We start from the raw sequence: 17,258 nt of genomic DNA, 5'->3' as shown, positions 1-17,258 counted from the left end.
CGAGATCCGCGTCGAGGGCCACGGGCTCCGGCTGCGTGAGCGGACCGACGACGACGTGCCGGCCATGGTCGAGCCGTTCGACGAGGCCGAGATCCACCAGTGGACTCCGCTCGTGTCGCCCATCGACGCGGAGGCCGCGCGCCTACCTGGCGCGGGCACGCGGAGCACGCGCGCTGCACCGGGGCATCCAGCCGGCCGTCACGGGCGACGGCGGCGAACCGTGCGGCGAGGTGCTGCTGTTCCTGGACGCGAACGGTCCCGACATCGACCTCGGTTCCGACGCCCAACGGCCCACCCGGGTGGGGAGATCGCGTACGGGATCGGTGCCAGGCACCGCCGTCGGGGCCTGGCCGGGCGTTCGGTGCGGCCGATGACGCGTACGCCCGGGACGAACTGGGCGCCGACGCGGTCATCCTGCGCATCGCCCCGGACAACGCCGCGAGCGTGGCGGTCGCTGAATCCACGGGCTTCCACCGTACGGACACCGAACCGGTGATCCGCGAACGAGCCGACCGCCGCGTGGTGCTCGACACGTGGGTCCATCGCGGCTGGTACTGCAACCGGAAGCCGCTCGGCCATCGGCACGATCGACTTCCGCCGACCGTCCGCTTCACGAGGTGAAGAAGGCTCCCGAAAACTGCTGGGGCTCCTCGAAGTTCACTGCGGCTTTCGGCGGCATCTGGTGTGTGGTGCCGTCGTCGGTGAACAGCTCGGCATTGAACCTCGTGTTGTTCTGGGCGGAACGGGCGGTGAACGGCTCGCTCAACGACGCGCGGCCTCCTCCGACGCCGGCCGCCGACACGGACACCGTGTCGCCGCCCTGGTCGGGCTCGCTGTAGAGGTCCAAGGACCCAAGACCTGTCATGACTCCTCCTCCTCCTCCTCCTCGGCCGCGGCAAAGCCGACGGCGACGCGGACGCTGCGCAGGCGCACAGCTGTCCTTCCGATCGTTCTCAGGCGACTGACGGTCGACGGGGTTCCGACCGCAGCGCTGCCGAAGGGCTACGGCGCGCTGGACTGCGGTCGGCATCCATACGATTCGTTGGCTCGGGTAGTCGTACAGGCCCGCGCCACTTCGAGTCGAGTCAGGTGCGCGGGCGTTCACCCGCCATGAGGACGAGGCGCCCGCACTTGGACGACGCAGGCTGCGCGGTCACTCGGACAGGTGGATGTGTGTGAATCGGGGACCCCGGGCACGCCGGCTGCCTCAAAGTTGCGTTCGACGCAACACGAGGAGGGCTCTGCGGACGACGCGGTGCCGGGATCCGCCGCACTGGTGCGGGTTCCGAACCCGGTGGCGCTGGACCCGGCCGCGGCGATGTTCAACGCGATGCCGGAGGGTGGGCCAGGCAACAGCGCAGCCGCCCGCTTGGTACGACGTCGTCGCCACGTACAGGCACGTCAACGTCCTGGGCAAGTGCGCGTTCACCGCCTCCCAGCCCCTGGGCGGGCTTCCGCCGCTGCGAGATTCCGACATCGCTGTGGGCCGGGAGGAAGGGGAGGACGAGTGGGAAACCACGAAGGGCTCCCGATCGAGCGATGGGGAGCCCTTCGCCGTCGAACACCGGGGCACGGCCCGCCCGCACAGGCAACCATGAAGGACGAAGGCGGGCGTCGGCGCCGTGTCGGTCGGGCCTATTCGAAGTCTGCCGTGACGGGGGCCGGCTCTTGGGCTTGTGGTCGTGCGGAGGGTTCGGTGTCGGGGGCCAGGTGTCGGGCAGGCCCGTCGGTCCGGGCGCCGTCGGCTGCCTCCTCGAAGTAGGCGGCTCGGGATCCGCCGGGGTACTCACCGGTGACGTAGTAGTCGGTGGTGAAGCCGAGCGCGGCCTGGGAACCGAGCGTGTCGCCGTTGGCGCGGATCGGAACGATCTCGTGGTGTTCCATCCACAGGCAGGCGGAGCTGCGCGGGGGGACGTTCAAACCCCGGTTCTTGGTCTCCTCGCGCATGGTCGCGACGCTGGTGCGGCGCTCGTAGCCGAGTTCGATCGTGGTGGAGATCGAGGTGGTCACGGTGGTGGAGGCGCCGATGCCGAACGGTTTGGCGCCGGCCTCGACGCCGACCGACACGCCGACGGTCATGCCGGTGGAGGTGCGGAAGGACTCCTCGGCGGTCCTGGTGACGCCGGTCGTGACGGCCTGCGACTCGGGTTGGGACTCTGAGCCGTTTCGGTTGTCGCGGAAGAGGATCAGCTCGTAGTGACGCTTGCGGCGGACCTTGTAGAAGGGGGAGTTGGCGACCTTCCACTCCTCGTCGCGGCCCTTGTCGTCGATCAGGTAGTACGGCACGGTGACCGTGCGGTCGGCGATGGAGGTCTGGGCCGGCGGGCGGGCGTAGGAGGTCAACTCGGGGATCTCCGGTCCCTCGCGCCTCTCCACCACGGCCGGCAGGTCAAGAATCCAGGTGGTCGCGGTCGGAGCGGGCGTCCCGGAGGACGTGACCGCGGTCAGACAGCCGCTGGGCAGGTAGAGGCGCTCGTCCTGGTCGCCGTCCGGGTACGGCGGCGCCACGACCGACCACACCCGCAGGCCGTCGGCCTCGTGGAGTCTGGTCCCGACCTCCCCTTCGCGAACGTAGTTGCGGCCGTTGTGGGTCTTCTTCACGCACGCGAACTGCGTGTAGAACTCCGGCAGCAGGGCCGGGTCGGAGGTGGACCAGACCGCGATGTAGTCGCCGAGCGCAACGTATCCGGGCGGGGGGATCGGCCGCCAGATGCCCGTCTTGTTGCCGGGTGTGGGGATTTCCCCGATGCGCTGCCAGCCGACGGGCCTGCGGAGCAGGCTGCCGTCGCTGGACCTGTCCCTCAAAAGCAACCCGCCGGGCTTGGCGCCCTGAGGCCCGAGTTTGACGCCCGTCTTCATCCAGTCGGTCCCGGAGACGCCGTGGTGCACGTCGTACACCGCCAGCGTCGACGTGATGGGTTGCACGGCATGAACGATCTGGAAGCCGAGTTCGAGATCACCGTAGCGTTGCACTGTGGTCATGCCACTCCTGAGTGCCCAGCGCCGCCACGCCCGCGACGGACGAGGCGGCGCGACTGGTGGTGAATGAGAGTGCACTCAAAGTTATACGCAGGGCGCGGCGTGGCCACCCACGAAATCGTCGACTCGGGGTGCCGCCGACGAACATTTTCGCGGACCACTTGGCCGACCAGTGCCCGGCGATCGTGCATGCTGTCTGGACGTGCCAGGAAAACATCCCATCCGGCACCGCTGATCACGGATCGGTTCCAGCACGTGCTCGTAGTCCGGTGATCACGACTGAAGCCATCCCGGGGGTCGCACTTCATCGGATCAGGATCAACTCGGACGCCGCCCGGCACGAACTCTCCCTGGACGACCAGGATCTGACGGACAGTCTGCGCGGAATCGAGATCTTCCTCGAAGCCGGTACGCCACCAACGGTGGTCCTCCATCCGGCTCCGGCTCCGGCTCGAACAATGCCGGCCACGCTCGACGTTCTCGCGCACGTGCCCGTCGCAGAAGACGACCCCGGCCCGGCCGCCGCGCGTTTCATGGCGCGCATCGATCCGGGGGAACTGGAGCGAGCAGCCCTCAACCGCTCGGATCCGAGTTCCGGGCCGCACGGACCGACAACGGACTGACAGAGGCCATGCTGCGGCAACTCACGAAATGGGCAACCGGCCATGGCGCTTGATCCGGACCGTGTGACGACATGGTCGAGATTGCAGTTCTCTCGACCGTGTCCGGAATGAACGCGCACCCATCGAAACGGCCTACACCCTCGATCCGGAGACGGGCCGGATGATCTCCACGGCACCGACTCTGATCCACGAGGGGCCGGCTCTCGTGTCACGGCACAGCGGCGCCCCGCCGACGACTCTCCTCGAGGGGCGATGCGTGTTCCCGAATCACAGGACTGGTATCAGCTGCTCCTGTCCAAGCGTGCCCCCACTGCACGCGAGGCCGATGAAGTCGCTGTGCTGATATTGGTGGCCGGACGCGTGACCATTCCGCTGGACGGGACGTATCCGGTCGAGGTCCCGTCACACCGCCAGGCGAGCAGGGTCAAGGTCTGGATGCCGGTCGACGACGACCCTCAGTCCCCCGGAGACGGCCGGGCATACATACGCCTGTTCAGTTCGCGTTCTGTGGCTCTCGGGCCCGGTTGCCGGGGTTGGTGCCGTCCCATTCGGCCAGGGGTGTGCAGTGCCAGCGCCAGTTGGTTTGGTGGGGGTGGTCGGGGAGGCCGTGGCGGCCGTTGGCCCAGAGGAGTGAGCTGACCCGAGTTTTATGGAGTCGTTCTGCGGTTGTTCAGGCAATCTGTGCGGCTTGCGCCTGAGCGGCACGGTATTGCTGTTCGTATTCAGCTGGTGGCACGTAGTCCAGTGCCGAGTGCAGGCGTTCGTCGTTGTACCAGCCGACCCAGCGCACGACGGCGCGTTCGAGCTGGGCGAAGTCCCGCCAGGGGCCCTGCATTTCGATGAGCTCCGCCTTGAAGGTGCCGTTCAGCGCCTCGGCCATGGCATTGTCGTATGAATCGGCCACGGAACCCACGGACGCGGCGGCGCCGACGTCGGCCAGTCGCTCGGTGTAGCGAATGGACACGTATTGCGACCCGCGGTCGCTGTGGTGAATCAGGCCGGAGTCCTTTTTGATCCGGCGGCGCCACAGTGCCATCTCCAGCGCGTCGAGCGGGAGTTCGGTCCGCAGGTGGTCCGCGAGCTGCCAGCCGACGATCATCCGCGAGTACACGTCCAGGACGAACGCGACATACACCCACCCCGACCAGGTCCGCACATACGTCAGGTCCGCGACCCACAGCCGGTCCGGGCCGTCGGCGGTGAACCGGCCGTCGACCAGGTCCGGCGGTCGCGGTGCGGCCGGCTCGGGCACGGTGGTGCGACGCCGCCGCCCTCGGATGACGCCCTCGATGCCGAGCTCGCGCATCAGCCGCTCGACGGTGCACCGCGCGACGACGTGGCCCTTGCGGCGGAGCGCGCGGGTGCGGGCGCCGTAGGTGCCGCCGGAGTCGGCGTGCTCGGCCTCGATCAGCCGCATCAGTTGCTCGTCGCGCAGGCGGCGGGCAGACCTGGGGCGCTTCTTGCGCGCGAAGTACGTCGACGGCGACAGTTCCAGCACCCGGCATACGGGATCGACCCCGAGACCTTGTTCACGCAGGTGGTCGATCACCTGCTCGGCCTCGTCCGGGGACGGTCGATCTCCTGGGCAAAAAACACGGACGCGGCCTTGAGGATCTCGTTCGCCCGCCGCAACTCCGCGACTTCCTTGCGCAGTTGCTTCAGTTCCTCGGTCTCGGCGGTGGTCGGCCGGTCGGTCCGTTCGCCGGCGTCGGCCTCGGCCTGGCGGACCCAGCCTCGGAGGGCTTCCTTGTGGATGCCCAGGTCCCGGGCAACGTGCGCGACCGGCCGTCCGGAGGTGCGGACCGCCCACTCCCTTAGTTCGTCGGGGTACTTGCGTGGTGCTGGCATGGTTCGTGGTGCTCCTTACGCCGGGCACCATAACCCGGCTTCCAGGACTCCACAAATCTCAGAGCGGCTCAGGAAGTAGCCGTCTACGTGGGGCTGGTCTGGCGCCTGACCGCCGGCCTGGCCCGCTATGCGATTCCGGCGTACTACCTTCACGACGCCGCACGAACACTGGGACGTGAGCCGGTCCTCGTGGACTGGGAGTACGAGGTCGACGCGGAGCAGGTGACCGCCGCGGCGCGGGACAACGGCTTCGTTCCCGGGAGTGCGACAAACAGGTTCCTCCGGGGGCCCACCGGGTGGGAGGGGGAGAGGATCGGCCGTGACGGCGCGGGCCTGTTCCCGCTGGCGACCCCGAGGGACCTGGTGTCCGCGCTGCACGCCGTGCTCCTCGACGCGTCCTCGGAGATCACCGTGTTCGCCGTCACCCCGGGAGCCGAACGCTTCGAGCGTCTGACCGCGGCGTTGCGCGGCCCGGTGCGGCCGGTCCTGGCCGATGTCCTCGGGGACGACGGGATCTTCGTCGACCTCACGATCGGCTCGGACGTGGGCAACCACGACTCCATCATCGTCGCGTCGCAGACGGATCCACTGGACCGGCTGACCGGCCTTGCCGCGGACAGCACGAAGCGCGTCGAGTCCTACGAGCAGCGGCTGGACGAACTCCGCAATGTCCCGGATTTTCTCCGAGCGATGCCCACGCTCGCGGGCGTGACACTGGACGCCTCCTGACCGAGGCTGCTCCGTGCGTCGGTGACGTTGACTCGGAGCCGGCAGGCTCGGGCGCGTCTGCGCGCCCGAGGGTGTCTGTCTCAACGAAGCCAGTCTGAAGGATGCCGGTCGACCTGGTCGGACTGTCTTCGTTGAGACGCGGGGCCTTCAGTCGAGTTCCTCGCCGGGGGGAATGAAGGCGTCGGCGCCGTACGCGTCGTCGACGTGTCCGTGGGCGTCCATGGTGATGGGGGTGGCGCGCCCGTTGGACGTGACCAACCAGGCGAGTACCTGTTCCGTCAGCGGAGTTTTGCCCGGGCCTTCGTCGTTCCAGTGGGCCCGCCATCCGCCTCCCGGCACTGCCGCGACGACTCGGTTCGCCGGTTCGAGGTGGGAGAAGTCCTCGTAGTCGGTGACCGGGCGCAGTGCGCCGCGCTTGGTGTCGACCACGAGGGCCGTGCCGGAGTTCGGGTCCCAGCCTTCGACGTTCCGTTGCCGACCGATCTCGGTCTCGATGCCGGTGAAGAAGGCAAGCCATCCCGTTTGGTTGAAGTATTGAAGATCCATGCGGAACATCATGTCGTTGCGGTCGGCGCCGACCTTCCCTGCCACGATCTCGGATCGGCACCGGCGTGCCACACGCCCGTTCCCGCGGCGCAGGTGGCGAGGCGGCGTGCGGTGACCCGGTGCCATCCGCACAACGTCCCGCCGACGTCGCGCGAACGGGCCGGTGATCTCGCGGGCGGTGGTGTCCGCCCACCACGGGTGCACGCCCGGGACGACGGCGCCGGCCGGGGCGGGACGTCGGGGAGTGGTGCAACGGACGGGGTCCGTCGTCGCGGTGTCGTTCCCCGGTCCCCGACCCGATCTCGAGGAGTCGGTCGGGTCCGGTGTCGGGCGGCGTGCCCGACGGTTCGCTGGATTGCCGTTGTCATCGTGGCGTCGGGGAGTTCCATGCGAGCCCGGGGGAGGGACTACCGGAGTAGTAGTAGATGTTGGATCGGTACACGGGTGTGTCGTTCGGGTCCGGAGTGTGGGGCCCGTCGTGGTCGGAACAGCCCGCCAGGAGGAACACGGCGGCTGCCACGGCCGGGGCGACCGTGCGCAATCGAATCATCCCGCGACGCTACCCGCCCGCGGGCGGCGTTCGCCGGGATATCGGCGCCCCCGTCGTCGCGGACCTGCTTGGCGCCTGCTTTTGAATCCCTGCCCGATATCAGCGGTGGTAGGTCGAGATCGCGATCGGCCGAAGTCGATTGTTCATGTCCTGCCGCTGCGCGATCATCCTCGAATGGACGCGGATCGGACGCTGGTGCGGGTGGTGCAGACCTGTCACGGCTTTCCTTCGCAGTGGAACGCCTGGACGGTGTCCGGCCGGTATCTATACCTCCGATACCGGCACGGCGAGGGCATCGTGGCCCGGACGACGCGGACGACACCCCCGAGACGTGGAACGCGGGCCTGTCGGGGCTCCTTGTCGAATGGGACGACGGTACCGGCGGCGGCGACATCGATCTCGAGCACTTCCTCGCGGCCGCCGGTTTGGCGCTCGCGCCGGATGCCGTGGTCGATTGAGCCCGCGGGTATCGCATCGTGCCCGGAAACCTTCGACACCGCAGTTGCTCAACGGTCGATCCGCACCGGGTCCGTGTCTCGATGAAGATCCGCGATCGGACGGGTTCTCAGCAGCTCAGATACTTGATCATCGCGTCGCCGGCATCCGCCGCCGCGCGATAAAAGTCCGTGAGGTTCACCAGGTCGTGCACGACCTTCCGCCTCCAGTCGTCGTGCCACGGCGTGGAGAACTCGAGTTCCTCCACCAACGCGCTCATGCGCCGCGGGTTCGCGGAGAGCCAGGCCTCATACGGCGCGCCGCCCAGAGTCCCGGCCACTGCGGTGACCTCTTCGGGGGTGAGGGTCGTGACGACGGTGTATTCCTGCACTTCGCCGTCGGGACTGATCCACAGGTCCGTGCGCGATTTACCGCCATAGACGGCGAGTTCGGCCGAAACCTGCCCGGGGCAACACTCCACGAGCACCCGGTCCAGCACCGAGCAGTGGAACTCCACCCCGGTGACCAGGCCCGCCCTCCAGACGTCGGGCTGCTGGTCCCAGTACGGGACGAGTTCCAGCAACTCCCCAGGGGCCAAAGACGAGACCGCCTCGGCCGAGGCACGTCGCCAGAAGAAGGACACGCTCACGTTCTCACTCCGATGATCAACCGACCGCGGTCCGCAATCGAACGCAGCCTAGAAGTGTCGGCCGACAATCCGGTCACGAGGCCGAACCCACTGCCGATCACCCGGAACGGATCGGAAACAGGTTCTGGCCGGCGACGGTCCTTGGCCGAGCCCAATCAGCCGGGCGGGAGAGTGCGTTCCGCGTGAGCGTGTCGTCGGTGTGGAGCGTCACCGGTTCGAACGATCCGTACGGCTCGCGGGTCGCGGCGGCCCTCGGAGGAGGCGGCCGCGTCGACCCCGCCGCCCGACAGGGCAACGCGGCAACTCCGCACGGCCCGACCACGACCCGGGCCCGGCCGACCGGGCCGCCGGTGGCCCCCGCGCGGCACAGCCCGCACGACAACGCCACCAGGCGCACCTCGGATGTCCCACCCCCACGGCCCCGACCTCCCTGCGGGCGGCGGCGGACGATGGTCCGGCGCCGGCTGCGCTACACGCCCATTCCCGCGGAGGAGGTGGCGAGTCGGTGTGCGGTGACCCGGTGCCATCCGCGCAGCGTTCCGCCGACGTCGCGGTTCAGGTCGGTGATCTCGCGGGCGATGGTGTCGGCCCAGATCGGATGCAGGCCCGGGACGACGGTGACGGCCTCGGCGTCCGTCAAAGGCTCCAACCGCACACGCCGGTACGTGAGGGAATGCAGCTTCAGCGCCCGTTTCGGCAGCGCCGCGCCCCATACGAGGGAACCGATCACGATCAGCGCGAGGTCGACGTGCGGGTCCTCGGCCAGGGCCGCGAAATACTCCAACGCGTCCTTCGGCAGGACGATCGGCGTGGTCGACGATCAAGGTGCGCGGGGTGCGTTCGAACGCGCGGGTGACGCCGTGTTCGAAGTCGATCCGCGACCGCGGCGCCACCCGCCCCGGCCACAACTGCCCCCACAACGCCTCCCGCACGCTCGCCATCGTCGGGCGGAGCGGAACGTCAACCACGCCGCGTCCCGGCCCCGTTCACGTTGCGATGCGCGCAGCGCGGCGGCCACGGCCCCGGTCTTGCCGACACCGGGCACCCCGGTGACGCACAGCACGGCGGGTGTCGCGACCGCCTCCCGCAGGGGTCATTTCTTCAGACGGGTTACGCCCTCGGGGCACCAGCGGAACTCGTCGTCCCCGTCGTCGTCGTTCTCGTTCTCGCGTCGTTCCACGGCTCCCATCTGACCAGTTGCAGGAGTGTGCCGTAGAGCATGTCGCCGAGGGGGTTGCGGGACCAGAACACCCACTTGTGATCAAGGTAGGTGTCGTCAAGCTCGAAGAGTCCGAGTGTCCTGCCGAGCCGGAGCATGGCGGTCTCGACGTCCTGCCACTAGGCCAATTGTTCGGAGAGGTTCATGCGCCGATACTGCCGGCGGTCGCGGCCGAGCCCGGGAGTCGGAGGGGGCGGGCGGCGAGCCGGCGAACCCGAGGCGAATACCTCGCCCGGACCCTGTGAGTTCTCGGGTCTCTTCGTGGGCCTGGGCCGTGGCCTTGGGGCTCGGCAACGAACACCCTCCCCCGGGCGTCGGCAGACCCAAGGATCCGCCACGGGGACGACCGCAGCGCCATGCGTGAACCAGGGCCGAGCTCCGGCGCGGTGCGGCGCGGGCCGGTGCAACCGGAACGTGGTGGGTGTCGATGGGTGGGGCTGCGACCCGGCCGTGGGTTGCCGTCCGAGTACGCGAGAATGCCCGGCATGGTGGGGAGTTCCGATCCGGATCACGCGAGGGTCGTCGCGGATCTTCGAGCGCGGTTTCCGAGCGGGCGGGTCTGCTCCGGGGTGGTGCGGCGGGTCCTGCGTTCGGTGGCCTTCGTGCGGCTCGACGATGCCCGGGGCGTGATCAACACGCTCCATCTCACGTCCGGGTACGTCCGTGACTTCAACGAGCGGCTGCGGGTGGGGCAAGTCGTCACGGCCGAGGTGATGTTCGTCGACGAGGCGGACGCGGTGGTGTATCTGTCCACGAGGGCCCTGGAGGCGAACCCCGCCGCGCCGTTCTCCGGCAGGATCGGCGAGATGGTGCCGGCGATTGTCGTCGCCGGTCCGCAGGGCGGGGCCGTCCTGCTCACCCTCTCGGACACCCTCGTGGCCCTCCTGGCGGTGACCGACGAGGAACGCGCGGGACTTCGCGAGGGCGACCGGGTCCGCGTCCGGATCCGCGAGGTCGACCTCGGGACCGAACCCGGAACGCATCGGGTGACCGTTGCATTGCCGTGAGCCTCGACGCCGGCGTGAGGGGCTCGGCGCCGACCTCCGACGCCTCCCACCCCTGTCCCCTCCGCGATGCGGGGCCGGGGATCCGGCCGGCGGCGAAGGCGGATGCCGCGCAAAGTAATTGTGTCCGGGCACATACCCTTCGTGTGCCGAGGGACGCCGGCCGCCACATCGGCACGATCGCGGTCACCGGACAGCCGGCGCGTGGGTCGCTGCTCGACCGGAGGCGTCCGCTGTGGCCGTTCATGGAGCGCGGACTGTCGGAGTGCCTGGGCGAGTTCCGGGTTCGGTGGGACGCGCTCGCGGATGGTGGGATCGCCTCCCCGGAGCGACTGTTCGAGTTGACGGTCTCCTCGGCGGTCGAATCCCGCCGCTCGTACTGGATGCAAGCCGCGGCGTCATGGCTCGTCGGGATGCAGGCCACATCGGGCTTCGACCAGGCACTCGTGCACGACCTGATCCGACGCCTGTCCGCGTCGCCCGAGATGTCCCAGCAGTGGAGGCAGCGATGGAGGAGTGCTCTCGAAGGGATCGAGGTCGAGCATGAAAGCCGGTCCGGGAACCCGAGGAAGCCACCCTCGTGACAACGCAAGCCTGAATGTGCGAGCGACATCCGACGGCGGAACCGGGTACCGAGGTGGGCGACCCCGTTGCCCAAGGTGCGCTGCTTCGCGGTGAGAGCACTGCCCCCCCGGCGGTCACGAGGACACCGCAACGGCGGCGCTTCCTTCCGACGGCGACCGGCACCCGGTCACTCCGGGACCCGTGACGCGGTCCCGGTAGCCCCGCGCCCGGCGCACACGGCCGGTCGAAGTTGCCCGAGACGGCGAACTCCCACGACGTTGTGTCACCCCCGTCCCGACACAACCTGCGCCGACGGAACGTGGATCCTCCACGCACGGCAGGGGTCCGCTTGTTCGTCCGTTCGACCGCGGAATCACCGCGCCCGGGAGGCAACATCTCCGGGCGGTCGTTGTGTGGCGGTGCCGGCGACGCGCGGCCGAAGCGGGACGGGGCTCCGGCGGATGCTCGTCCACGAGTCCGACGGCGCGGAATCCCCGCATCCCACCGCCCCGGACGCGGACTCGGACCGCGTTCGGCACCACTCCCGAGTCCGGGCTCGCCCCCGGGTGCGCCGCGCGGCACCTCGACACGCGAACGCACGGATCCCGGGCCCGGAGTACCGTCTGCGGTGGGCTCCTGCGGTTCACGGTGACGCGGGTTCGACCACCGGCGGGCCCCACGGATCGTCCGGCGGTGACACGATGCGGGGTTTCGGCAGCTGGTGGACGGCGATCGCGTCCTCGACGCGGCCCTGTCCGATCAACATGCGGGCCAGGTGCACGCGGCCGAAGCCGGTTTCGGCGGCGTACTCCCACAGCGCGGAGATCGCCTCCTCGACCCTGCCCTCCGAGTCCAGCAGTTGGGCCAACTCCTCGACGGCACGCCGCTCGTCGTCCTTTTCGATCCGGGCGACGATCTCGGCGATCGCCTCCTCGCCCCGTCCGGCCTCGGACAACAACCACGGCCGCAGACTCCTTGCGTGCTCCGCGACGTGCGGGTTGCGCTCCGCCGCTGCGGTCATCAGCTCCAGCGCCGCCACCGCGCCGCCGGCGGCGACCAGGACGTCCAGGAACTCGTACAGCAGGCATCCGCAGTCCGCGCCGTCCAACGCCGGGCGGACCGCGTCCACCGCCTCGCCCGGGCGACCGACGCGCGCGAGCAGCAACGCCAACGAACCCGCCGCGTAGGGCATTCGTTCCCGGGCGGCGCGGCGCCGCACCTCGATCGCCTCGTCGACGCGACCCGACTCCTCCAACCGTTCCGCCAGGGACGAGAAGGCCCAGCGGGCGTGCGGGCCGGCGGTGAGCAGCCGCAGATCGTCCAGGCGGTCGTGCCGGGCCAGGACCGCGGTCAATTCCTCGACGTCGTTGACCTGCATGTGCGCCGGGTCGTCGATCCGCACGCGCAGCACCTCCACGGCCTCGTCCACCCGACCGCCCCGCTCGAACACCCGGGCCAGCATGATCGCCCGATTCCACGGCCCGCCCCCACCACAGACGCGGCGCAACAGGTCGATCACGCGGGCATCACGCCCACGACCCTCGGAAACCTCGACCAGCGCCTCGAGGTGGTACCAGTCGCACAGACGCGGGCGCAGCGCCTCGATCGCCTCGTCGATACGGCCGTCGCCGGCAAGGAACTCGGCCAGGGTGTTCCAGGCGTCTCGCACGCCGCCCTCGGCGTGCGCGCGCACCATCGCGATCGCCTCCCCGCCACGCCCGAGGGCGCAAAGGACCGGGGCGGCCTCCCGGGCGGCCGACCATCGACCGGTCGCCACGAACGGGGCGATCACCCCCCACGCCGCCCCGGGTTCGCCGCGCGCCAGGAAGTGCTCCACCGCGCCCCGGGCGCACTCCCACTCCCCGCGGCGCGCCGCCTCGACCACCGCGTCCACGTGCCCGCGCTCGAGCAGGAAGGTGACGGTGTTCGGTGGCACCCGGTCGAAGAAGTCCTGCTGCGGGTGGGGAAGTTCGATGTCCATCCGCAGCACCGTAGGGGCCGATGCCGACAATCGATCCCGCGCGTGGGTGCCGCGGCCGGCGGCCGGACGGCACGCGGCGGCGCGGGCGGGACGGCGCCCGCCCGCCGGAGTGCGGACGATCCCGGGGCGGGGGCGTGGTGGATGGTGACGGTCGGTCCGGGGCCTCACGGGCTTGGTGTGCCCGGGAACTCGGCCGAGGTCGTTGCGGAGAACGGATCGACGGGACGGGGTTGACGGGACGGGGCGCCGGCGACGGGCCCGTGCGGGCGGCGGGCGGCGGGCGGCGTGACGATCGTCGTTGCACTCGGTGTGGGAATAATTCGAGCGGTCGTGGAGCCGATCAATCCAGGCTCCCGGCATGTCTGGTCCGACGTTGGTGATCGAGTTGGCGCAGCCGCTCTCCCCGGCTGCGCTGTGGGAGTTCCGCGCGTTGATGGTGGGGCTCTCCTCGCATTTCGCCGAGAAGCGGCCCGGGTTCTTCGACGTCAACGTGCCCGCGGAGCGCCTGGGTGTCGAGGACGGGCGGGAGGAGGACCGGCGAAAGCCGTTCCCGCTTCCGCTCCTCGGCAACGCCTTCGCGGACCAGGAGCTCACGGCCGTGGTGGGCTTCGATCCGCAGCACGAGGACCGGCGTCGGCCCTTCCTGGTCCACGTGATGGGGCCGGGCGTCGGCGACGAGAGCATCCTCGAGGCCGAGCACGCGGACGAGCCGGAGGTGGAGGCCATCCTCGGCTTCGGGCCGACCCATGCCGTCAATGTCAGCGCCGGCTGCAATCGCCGGATCGACCACGTGGCCACGGCCCTGCTGACCGCCGCTGTCATGGACGTCATCGGGGTCGTGGCCAAAGCCGAGCTGCCGGACGGGCAGGCGTCGGTCGTCGCCGGCCTTCCGGGAGTGTGGGGGATCGCGGACGACGACCGGATGGCGCTGGGAACGGCGGAGTTCCTGCGGGCCTGGGTCGGGCATCCCGCCCTTCAGCTGGTCAAGTAGCCCGAACGGATCCGCGGCGGAGGTGGTGCCGTGACCCGGACCGTGCAACCGGTGACGAGAGATCCCCGCCCCCGTACGGACCACACTTCCTCGAAGGCAAGGTCCGGTAGGCAGGTGCCGGTTACGCTCCGGACACGGTGCGCCAACCGGGCGTCGTGAACGAGCGGGGGAGTGGGCGGTGGCGGTGGGGACTTCGGTGGGTATTTATCCGGACTGCCGGGGTATCCGGCGCGGCAAGCAGGGCGAGGGCGGCGGCTGTCGCGTCGGCCAGGGTGGTACACACGGGAACGCCGTGGCGGCGAGCCACGTGGATCAGGTAGCGGTTCCTCTCCGGGTCGGGGCAATCGGGTGGGCAGCCGAGGACGGCCCGTCCGCTTCTCGCGTCGAGGCCGAATTCAACGTTCGTGGTCATGCCGGGCATGGTCCGCAGGTCCCGAGGAATCCAGAACAGGATCGCGTCGGCCGTGGCCCGGGCATCGGTTTCCCAGTCGACCTGGTCCTCGTAGCGGGCGGCCCGACGGCCGTCGCGGGATTCGGGACTCAGCACGGTGAGCGATCGGGTGCCGGTCCATTGCTCTGCGAGGGCGGCAACGGCGGCGGGACGCCAGAACGGTACCGGGGTGGCCCGGTCCGGGGTGGGCCCGGCCAGGAACACACTCGGGCCGGTGGGGATCGGCTCGCGGGCCATGACGAGGTCGACGGTGGCGGTCACTTCGTGGCTCCGTTCCGTGCGGCGGTGGCGCGGGCGGTGTGCTGTGGGGTCCAGGGCAGTGGCAGGCGGTCGTCCTCCTGGCGTGGCACGACGTGGACGTGCAGGTGAAGGACGCTCTGGGACGCCGCCTTCCCCTTGCTGGTGATGATGTTCGCGGCGGGATGCTCCGCCATCAGCTCCGCCGCCCGGCGCATCACCGCCGCGGTCACCTCCGGGTCGGTGCCGGCGTCCGCGACGTGGACACGAGGTAGGACGAAGACGTGCCCGTTGTTCACGCCGCCGCCGCGCGGGCGGACCGCGAAGGCGTCAGGCCACTCGCGGATGATGACGGCCGGGGCCTCCCCGACGGCGATGGCACAGAAAGCGCAGTTGTTCAGGTGCTGGTGATCACGACTCGTACGAGCCCTGTGTGTCGTCATGGATCCAAGCCTGGCCGGCTCGCTCGGCCACTGGCAGGGGTTGCCCGTTGCCCTCGAAGGGTGGCCACGACCGCCGATTCGAGCTTCCACGAGCCCGCCGAGTACATACGAGATCACCCGAATCGGAGGAGCACCACGACCGGCCGCCTCGAGCAGGGCGACCCGAATCCGGTCCGTGTCGGACCATCCCGCCATGCGTCATCGCCATCCTTGGGAGGAAGCGGCCGTGACCCCCGTCGAGGAACGCTCCGCGCACCACTGGCGTCCGACCGCGTGCACCGCGTTGCGCAGCGCGCTGATGACCCGCGCCGGATTGCGGTGGAACGCGTACGGATCGCGGGCCCGTCTCGTGCCGCCCCGACGCAGCAACACCACCCGATGCCTGCGCTGGGACCGCGGCCACGACGGCGACCGCATGGTGACGATCCTGACCACCGGCGCGGTCGCGATCGACGGGGCTGCGCACCTGGCCGGGCGCGACGAGTCGAACGTGAGCGTGTTGCGGCTCGAGGAGGCGGCCGTCGAACTCGGCGGGCCTTCCGGCGCGACCCCGCCCCGGCGGCATGAACCTCGGGCGAGGACACACCTGCGATTCCCGGTCCGTTGATCTTGGGAGGCCACTTCGAAGAGGCCGCCGTCCGGGGTCCCCGGGTGGCCGAAGTAGCGGTCCCACCAAGTGGTCGGCCGGCCGGTGACCCCTTCTCTCGGGCGCCCCTTGGTTCCGGCACTGCCGTCGACCGTTCGAGGGACCCGACCTTGTGCCGGCGCCTTCTCGAGCCGAGGAAGGTCGAGTGAACGATCCGGAACCCAAGCCTGTGCCGCTCTTCTCGTGTCCTTCGTGGTGCAACATGCGAGACACTCCCGACAAGCACCCCCGGGTGCGAGCGGATGATCCGACCCGAGTGCACGTCGGCGAGAACGCAGGAATCGACCTGTACCCGTTCTCGCCCCGGCACGTCCACGTCGGGTACTCCGCCGATGTCATGGCCTACTCGCTTGCCGATGGTTCTCCAGGTCGACCGTTCCTGCGATTGCGCTCGGCCGAGGAGCAGTTTCCCTTCGACGCGGACGGAGACGACCGCAACTCCTTCTTCGACCTTCACGAACTGCGCGACATCAGCGAACTCATGGCCCAATATGCGGGGAGCCTCGCCCACCTGGCGCTGCTGCAGCGCCGGATCATCGACTGGGAGGCGCAACCCCCCTCCGCGCCCTCACGGTTGCACCCCGACGGCCTATTGCCCGCGCCGATCGGCCCGTTCCGGGAACACGTCCGCGATGCGTTCGATATCCCCCCGAGCCACGGCACATCCTCGACGTAGGACCCACAGCGGCGGACGAGGGCACAGCCGCAGGCTTCGGCCGCTTCGAGGAGGACACCGACCCGGTGCGGTCCCGCCATGTGTGCGCTCACATCCTCCGGCGCTTCTCGGGGGCGTCCGCCCGAAGTGGCCAGGTGGCGGATCGCGCCGCACGTGGGGGCTCGGCCGCGGGCGGCCGGGCCGGCGGCGTCATTTGAGTACTTGGCTGAGTATGTGTGCGGACGCCCCGGGGCGGGGCGAGCTCGTAGCGTGCTCGGCGTGGAGAAGAGGGTTTCGGCGCCGCGCGGTGGGATTCACGGGTTCCTGGCCGCGCTGGCCGGGGTCGCGATGCTCGGGGTGTTCGTGGTGATGGCGATGGCGGATCTGATGGCGCTCTACGGTGTCGCGGACGGGTCGGGAGTCTGTGATGACGCCGCGTGTCGGGCCCGGTATCGAAGTGACTTCCGGTGGACGCTCGGGACCTGCGGGCTCAGCTTCGTGGTGACGCTCGTCGGGTTCGCGTCGGCCGCGTGTCTGCGGCGGTGGCGGTTCGCAATCGGGGTGCCGGTGCTGGTTTCGGGGCTGGCGCTTCAGCTTCCCGGGCTGGGGTTGGTCTAGGCCGCGTATCCAGTCGTGATCAATGAGTGGTGTGGGTGAGGGCGTTGAGCCAGATCATCGCGGCGCGAAGATGGAGGGCGGCGAGGTAGC

18 protein-coding genes are annotated in these 17,258 nt (G+C 69.8%); 9 read left to right on the top strand and 9 right to left on the bottom strand.

What is annotated here, in order from left to right; all coding sequences use genetic code 11:
* Nucleotides 1-610 precede the first annotated feature (610 nt).
* Together ACWGR4_RS33090 and ACWGR4_RS33085 are read right to left on the bottom strand one after the other, a co-directional pair.
* A complete protein-coding gene (locus ACWGR4_RS33090; RefSeq protein ID WP_452129701.1) occupies nucleotides 611-865 on the bottom strand; it encodes a hypothetical protein in 255 nt (84 codons plus the stop codon).
* 770 nt (nucleotides 866-1,635) lie between these two features.
* A complete protein-coding gene (locus ACWGR4_RS33085; RefSeq protein ID WP_452129700.1) occupies nucleotides 1,636-2,982 on the bottom strand; it encodes a hypothetical protein in 1,347 nt (448 codons plus the stop codon).
* Nucleotides 2,983-3,140: 158 nt separating this feature from the next.
* Here ACWGR4_RS33085 and ACWGR4_RS33080 point away from each other — a divergent pair, with 158 nt between their 5' ends.
* The gene (locus ACWGR4_RS33080; protein ID WP_452129699.1) at nucleotides 3,141-3,602 is read left to right on the top strand and encodes a hypothetical protein; all 462 of its coding nucleotides are present in this window, start codon (nucleotides 3,141-3,143) and stop codon (nucleotides 3,600-3,602) included.
* 670 nt (nucleotides 3,603-4,272) lie between these two features.
* On the opposite strand, the gene ACWGR4_RS33075 is transcribed toward ACWGR4_RS33080, so the two are convergent.
* A protein-coding gene (locus tag ACWGR4_RS33075) for an IS3 family transposase (protein ID WP_452129698.1) occupies nucleotides 4,273-5,450 on the bottom strand; the annotation gives its coding sequence in 2 pieces (ribosomal slippage) (nucleotides 4,273-5,195 and nucleotides 5,195-5,450; 1,179 coding nt in all).
* A gap of 87 nt (nucleotides 5,451-5,537) precedes the next feature.
* On the opposite strand from ACWGR4_RS33075, the gene ACWGR4_RS33070 reads away from it, so the two are divergent.
* Nucleotides 5,538-6,179, top strand: coding sequence for a hypothetical protein (locus ACWGR4_RS33070; RefSeq protein WP_452129697.1), 642 nt, complete (start codon nucleotides 5,538-5,540; stop codon nucleotides 6,177-6,179).
* A gap of 147 nt (nucleotides 6,180-6,326) precedes the next feature.
* Here ACWGR4_RS33070 and ACWGR4_RS33065 read toward each other — a convergent pair whose 3' ends face one another.
* Complete coding sequence (locus ACWGR4_RS33065) at nucleotides 6,327-6,725, bottom strand: hypothetical protein (protein ID WP_452129696.1); 399 nt, start codon at nucleotides 6,723-6,725, stop codon at nucleotides 6,327-6,329.
* A 783-nt stretch (nucleotides 6,726-7,508) separates the two neighbouring features.
* Here ACWGR4_RS33065 and ACWGR4_RS33060 point away from each other — a divergent pair.
* Complete coding sequence (locus ACWGR4_RS33060; protein ID WP_452129695.1) at nucleotides 7,509-7,733, top strand: hypothetical protein; 225 nt, start codon at nucleotides 7,509-7,511, stop codon at nucleotides 7,731-7,733.
* A 107-nt stretch (nucleotides 7,734-7,840) separates the two neighbouring features.
* Here ACWGR4_RS33060 and ACWGR4_RS33055 read toward each other — a convergent pair whose 3' ends face one another.
* Complete coding sequence (locus ACWGR4_RS33055; protein ID WP_452129694.1) at nucleotides 7,841-8,359, bottom strand: hypothetical protein; 519 nt, start codon at nucleotides 8,357-8,359, stop codon at nucleotides 7,841-7,843.
* 469 nt (nucleotides 8,360-8,828) lie between these two features.
* Nucleotides 8,829-9,143 (bottom strand): hypothetical protein, encoded by a 315-nt coding sequence (locus tag ACWGR4_RS33050; protein WP_452129693.1) that lies wholly within the window; start codon nucleotides 9,141-9,143, stop codon nucleotides 8,829-8,831.
* Between the two features lie 920 nt (nucleotides 9,144-10,063).
* Between ACWGR4_RS33050 and ACWGR4_RS33045 the strand changes: the two genes are divergently transcribed.
* Both ACWGR4_RS33045 and ACWGR4_RS33040 read left to right on the top strand, forming a co-directional pair.
* Entirely contained in the window at nucleotides 10,064-10,585 is a 522-nt protein-coding gene (locus ACWGR4_RS33045) for a S1 RNA-binding domain-containing protein (RefSeq protein ID WP_452129692.1), read from the top strand.
* A 143-nt stretch (nucleotides 10,586-10,728) separates the two neighbouring features.
* Nucleotides 10,729-11,166 carry a hypothetical protein gene (locus ACWGR4_RS33040; protein WP_452129691.1) on the top strand — a complete coding sequence of 146 codons (438 nt, stop codon included), beginning with the start codon at nucleotides 10,729-10,731 and terminating at the stop codon, nucleotides 11,164-11,166.
* Nucleotides 11,167-11,789: 623 nt separating this feature from the next.
* Here ACWGR4_RS33040 and ACWGR4_RS33035 read toward each other — a convergent pair.
* Nucleotides 11,790-13,127 carry a hypothetical protein gene (locus tag ACWGR4_RS33035; RefSeq protein WP_452129690.1) on the bottom strand — a complete coding sequence of 446 codons (1,338 nt, stop codon included), beginning with the start codon at nucleotides 13,125-13,127 and terminating at the stop codon, nucleotides 11,790-11,792.
* Nucleotides 13,128-13,485: 358 nt separating this feature from the next.
* Here ACWGR4_RS33035 and ACWGR4_RS33030 point away from each other — a divergent pair, with 358 nt between their 5' ends.
* Nucleotides 13,486-14,118 (top strand): DUF6368 family protein, encoded by a 633-nt coding sequence (locus ACWGR4_RS33030; protein ID WP_452129689.1) that lies wholly within the window; start codon nucleotides 13,486-13,488, stop codon nucleotides 14,116-14,118.
* A 121-nt stretch (nucleotides 14,119-14,239) separates the two neighbouring features.
* Here the strand turns inward: ACWGR4_RS33030 and ACWGR4_RS33025 are convergent, their stop codons facing one another.
* Both ACWGR4_RS33025 and ACWGR4_RS33020 read right to left on the bottom strand, forming a co-directional pair.
* On the bottom strand, nucleotides 14,240-14,830 hold the full coding sequence (locus ACWGR4_RS33025; protein ID WP_452129688.1) for a nucleoside 2-deoxyribosyltransferase domain-containing protein: 591 nt from the start codon (nucleotides 14,828-14,830) through the stop codon (nucleotides 14,240-14,242).
* Nucleotides 14,827-15,249 carry an HIT family protein gene (locus ACWGR4_RS33020; RefSeq protein ID WP_452129687.1) on the bottom strand — a complete coding sequence of 141 codons (423 nt, stop codon included), beginning with the start codon at nucleotides 15,247-15,249 and terminating at the stop codon, nucleotides 14,827-14,829. The genes ACWGR4_RS33025 and ACWGR4_RS33020 overlap by 4 nt, the downstream gene beginning before the upstream one ends.
* A 226-nt stretch (nucleotides 15,250-15,475) precedes the next feature.
* Here ACWGR4_RS33020 and ACWGR4_RS33015 point away from each other — a divergent pair, with 226 nt between their 5' ends.
* The 3 genes from ACWGR4_RS33015 (at nucleotide 15,476) to ACWGR4_RS33005 (ending at nucleotide 17,168) form a co-directional block, all read left to right on the top strand.
* A complete protein-coding gene (locus ACWGR4_RS33015) occupies nucleotides 15,476-15,856 on the top strand; it encodes a hypothetical protein (protein ID WP_452129686.1) in 381 nt (126 codons plus the stop codon).
* Between the two features lie 184 nt (nucleotides 15,857-16,040).
* The gene (locus ACWGR4_RS33010; protein ID WP_452129685.1) at nucleotides 16,041-16,571 is read left to right on the top strand and encodes a hypothetical protein; all 531 of its coding nucleotides are present in this window, start codon (nucleotides 16,041-16,043) and stop codon (nucleotides 16,569-16,571) included.
* Between the two features lie 258 nt (nucleotides 16,572-16,829).
* A complete protein-coding gene (locus ACWGR4_RS33005) occupies nucleotides 16,830-17,168 on the top strand; it encodes a hypothetical protein (RefSeq protein ID WP_452129684.1) in 339 nt (112 codons plus the stop codon).
* The last annotated feature ends 90 nt before the right edge of the window (nucleotides 17,169-17,258 follow it).

It is taken from the genome of Embleya sp. NPDC055664, assembly GCF_053618075.1.
Note: the sequence above shows the minus strand (reverse complement) of the source record. Positions and strands in the feature narration are given on the sequence as shown.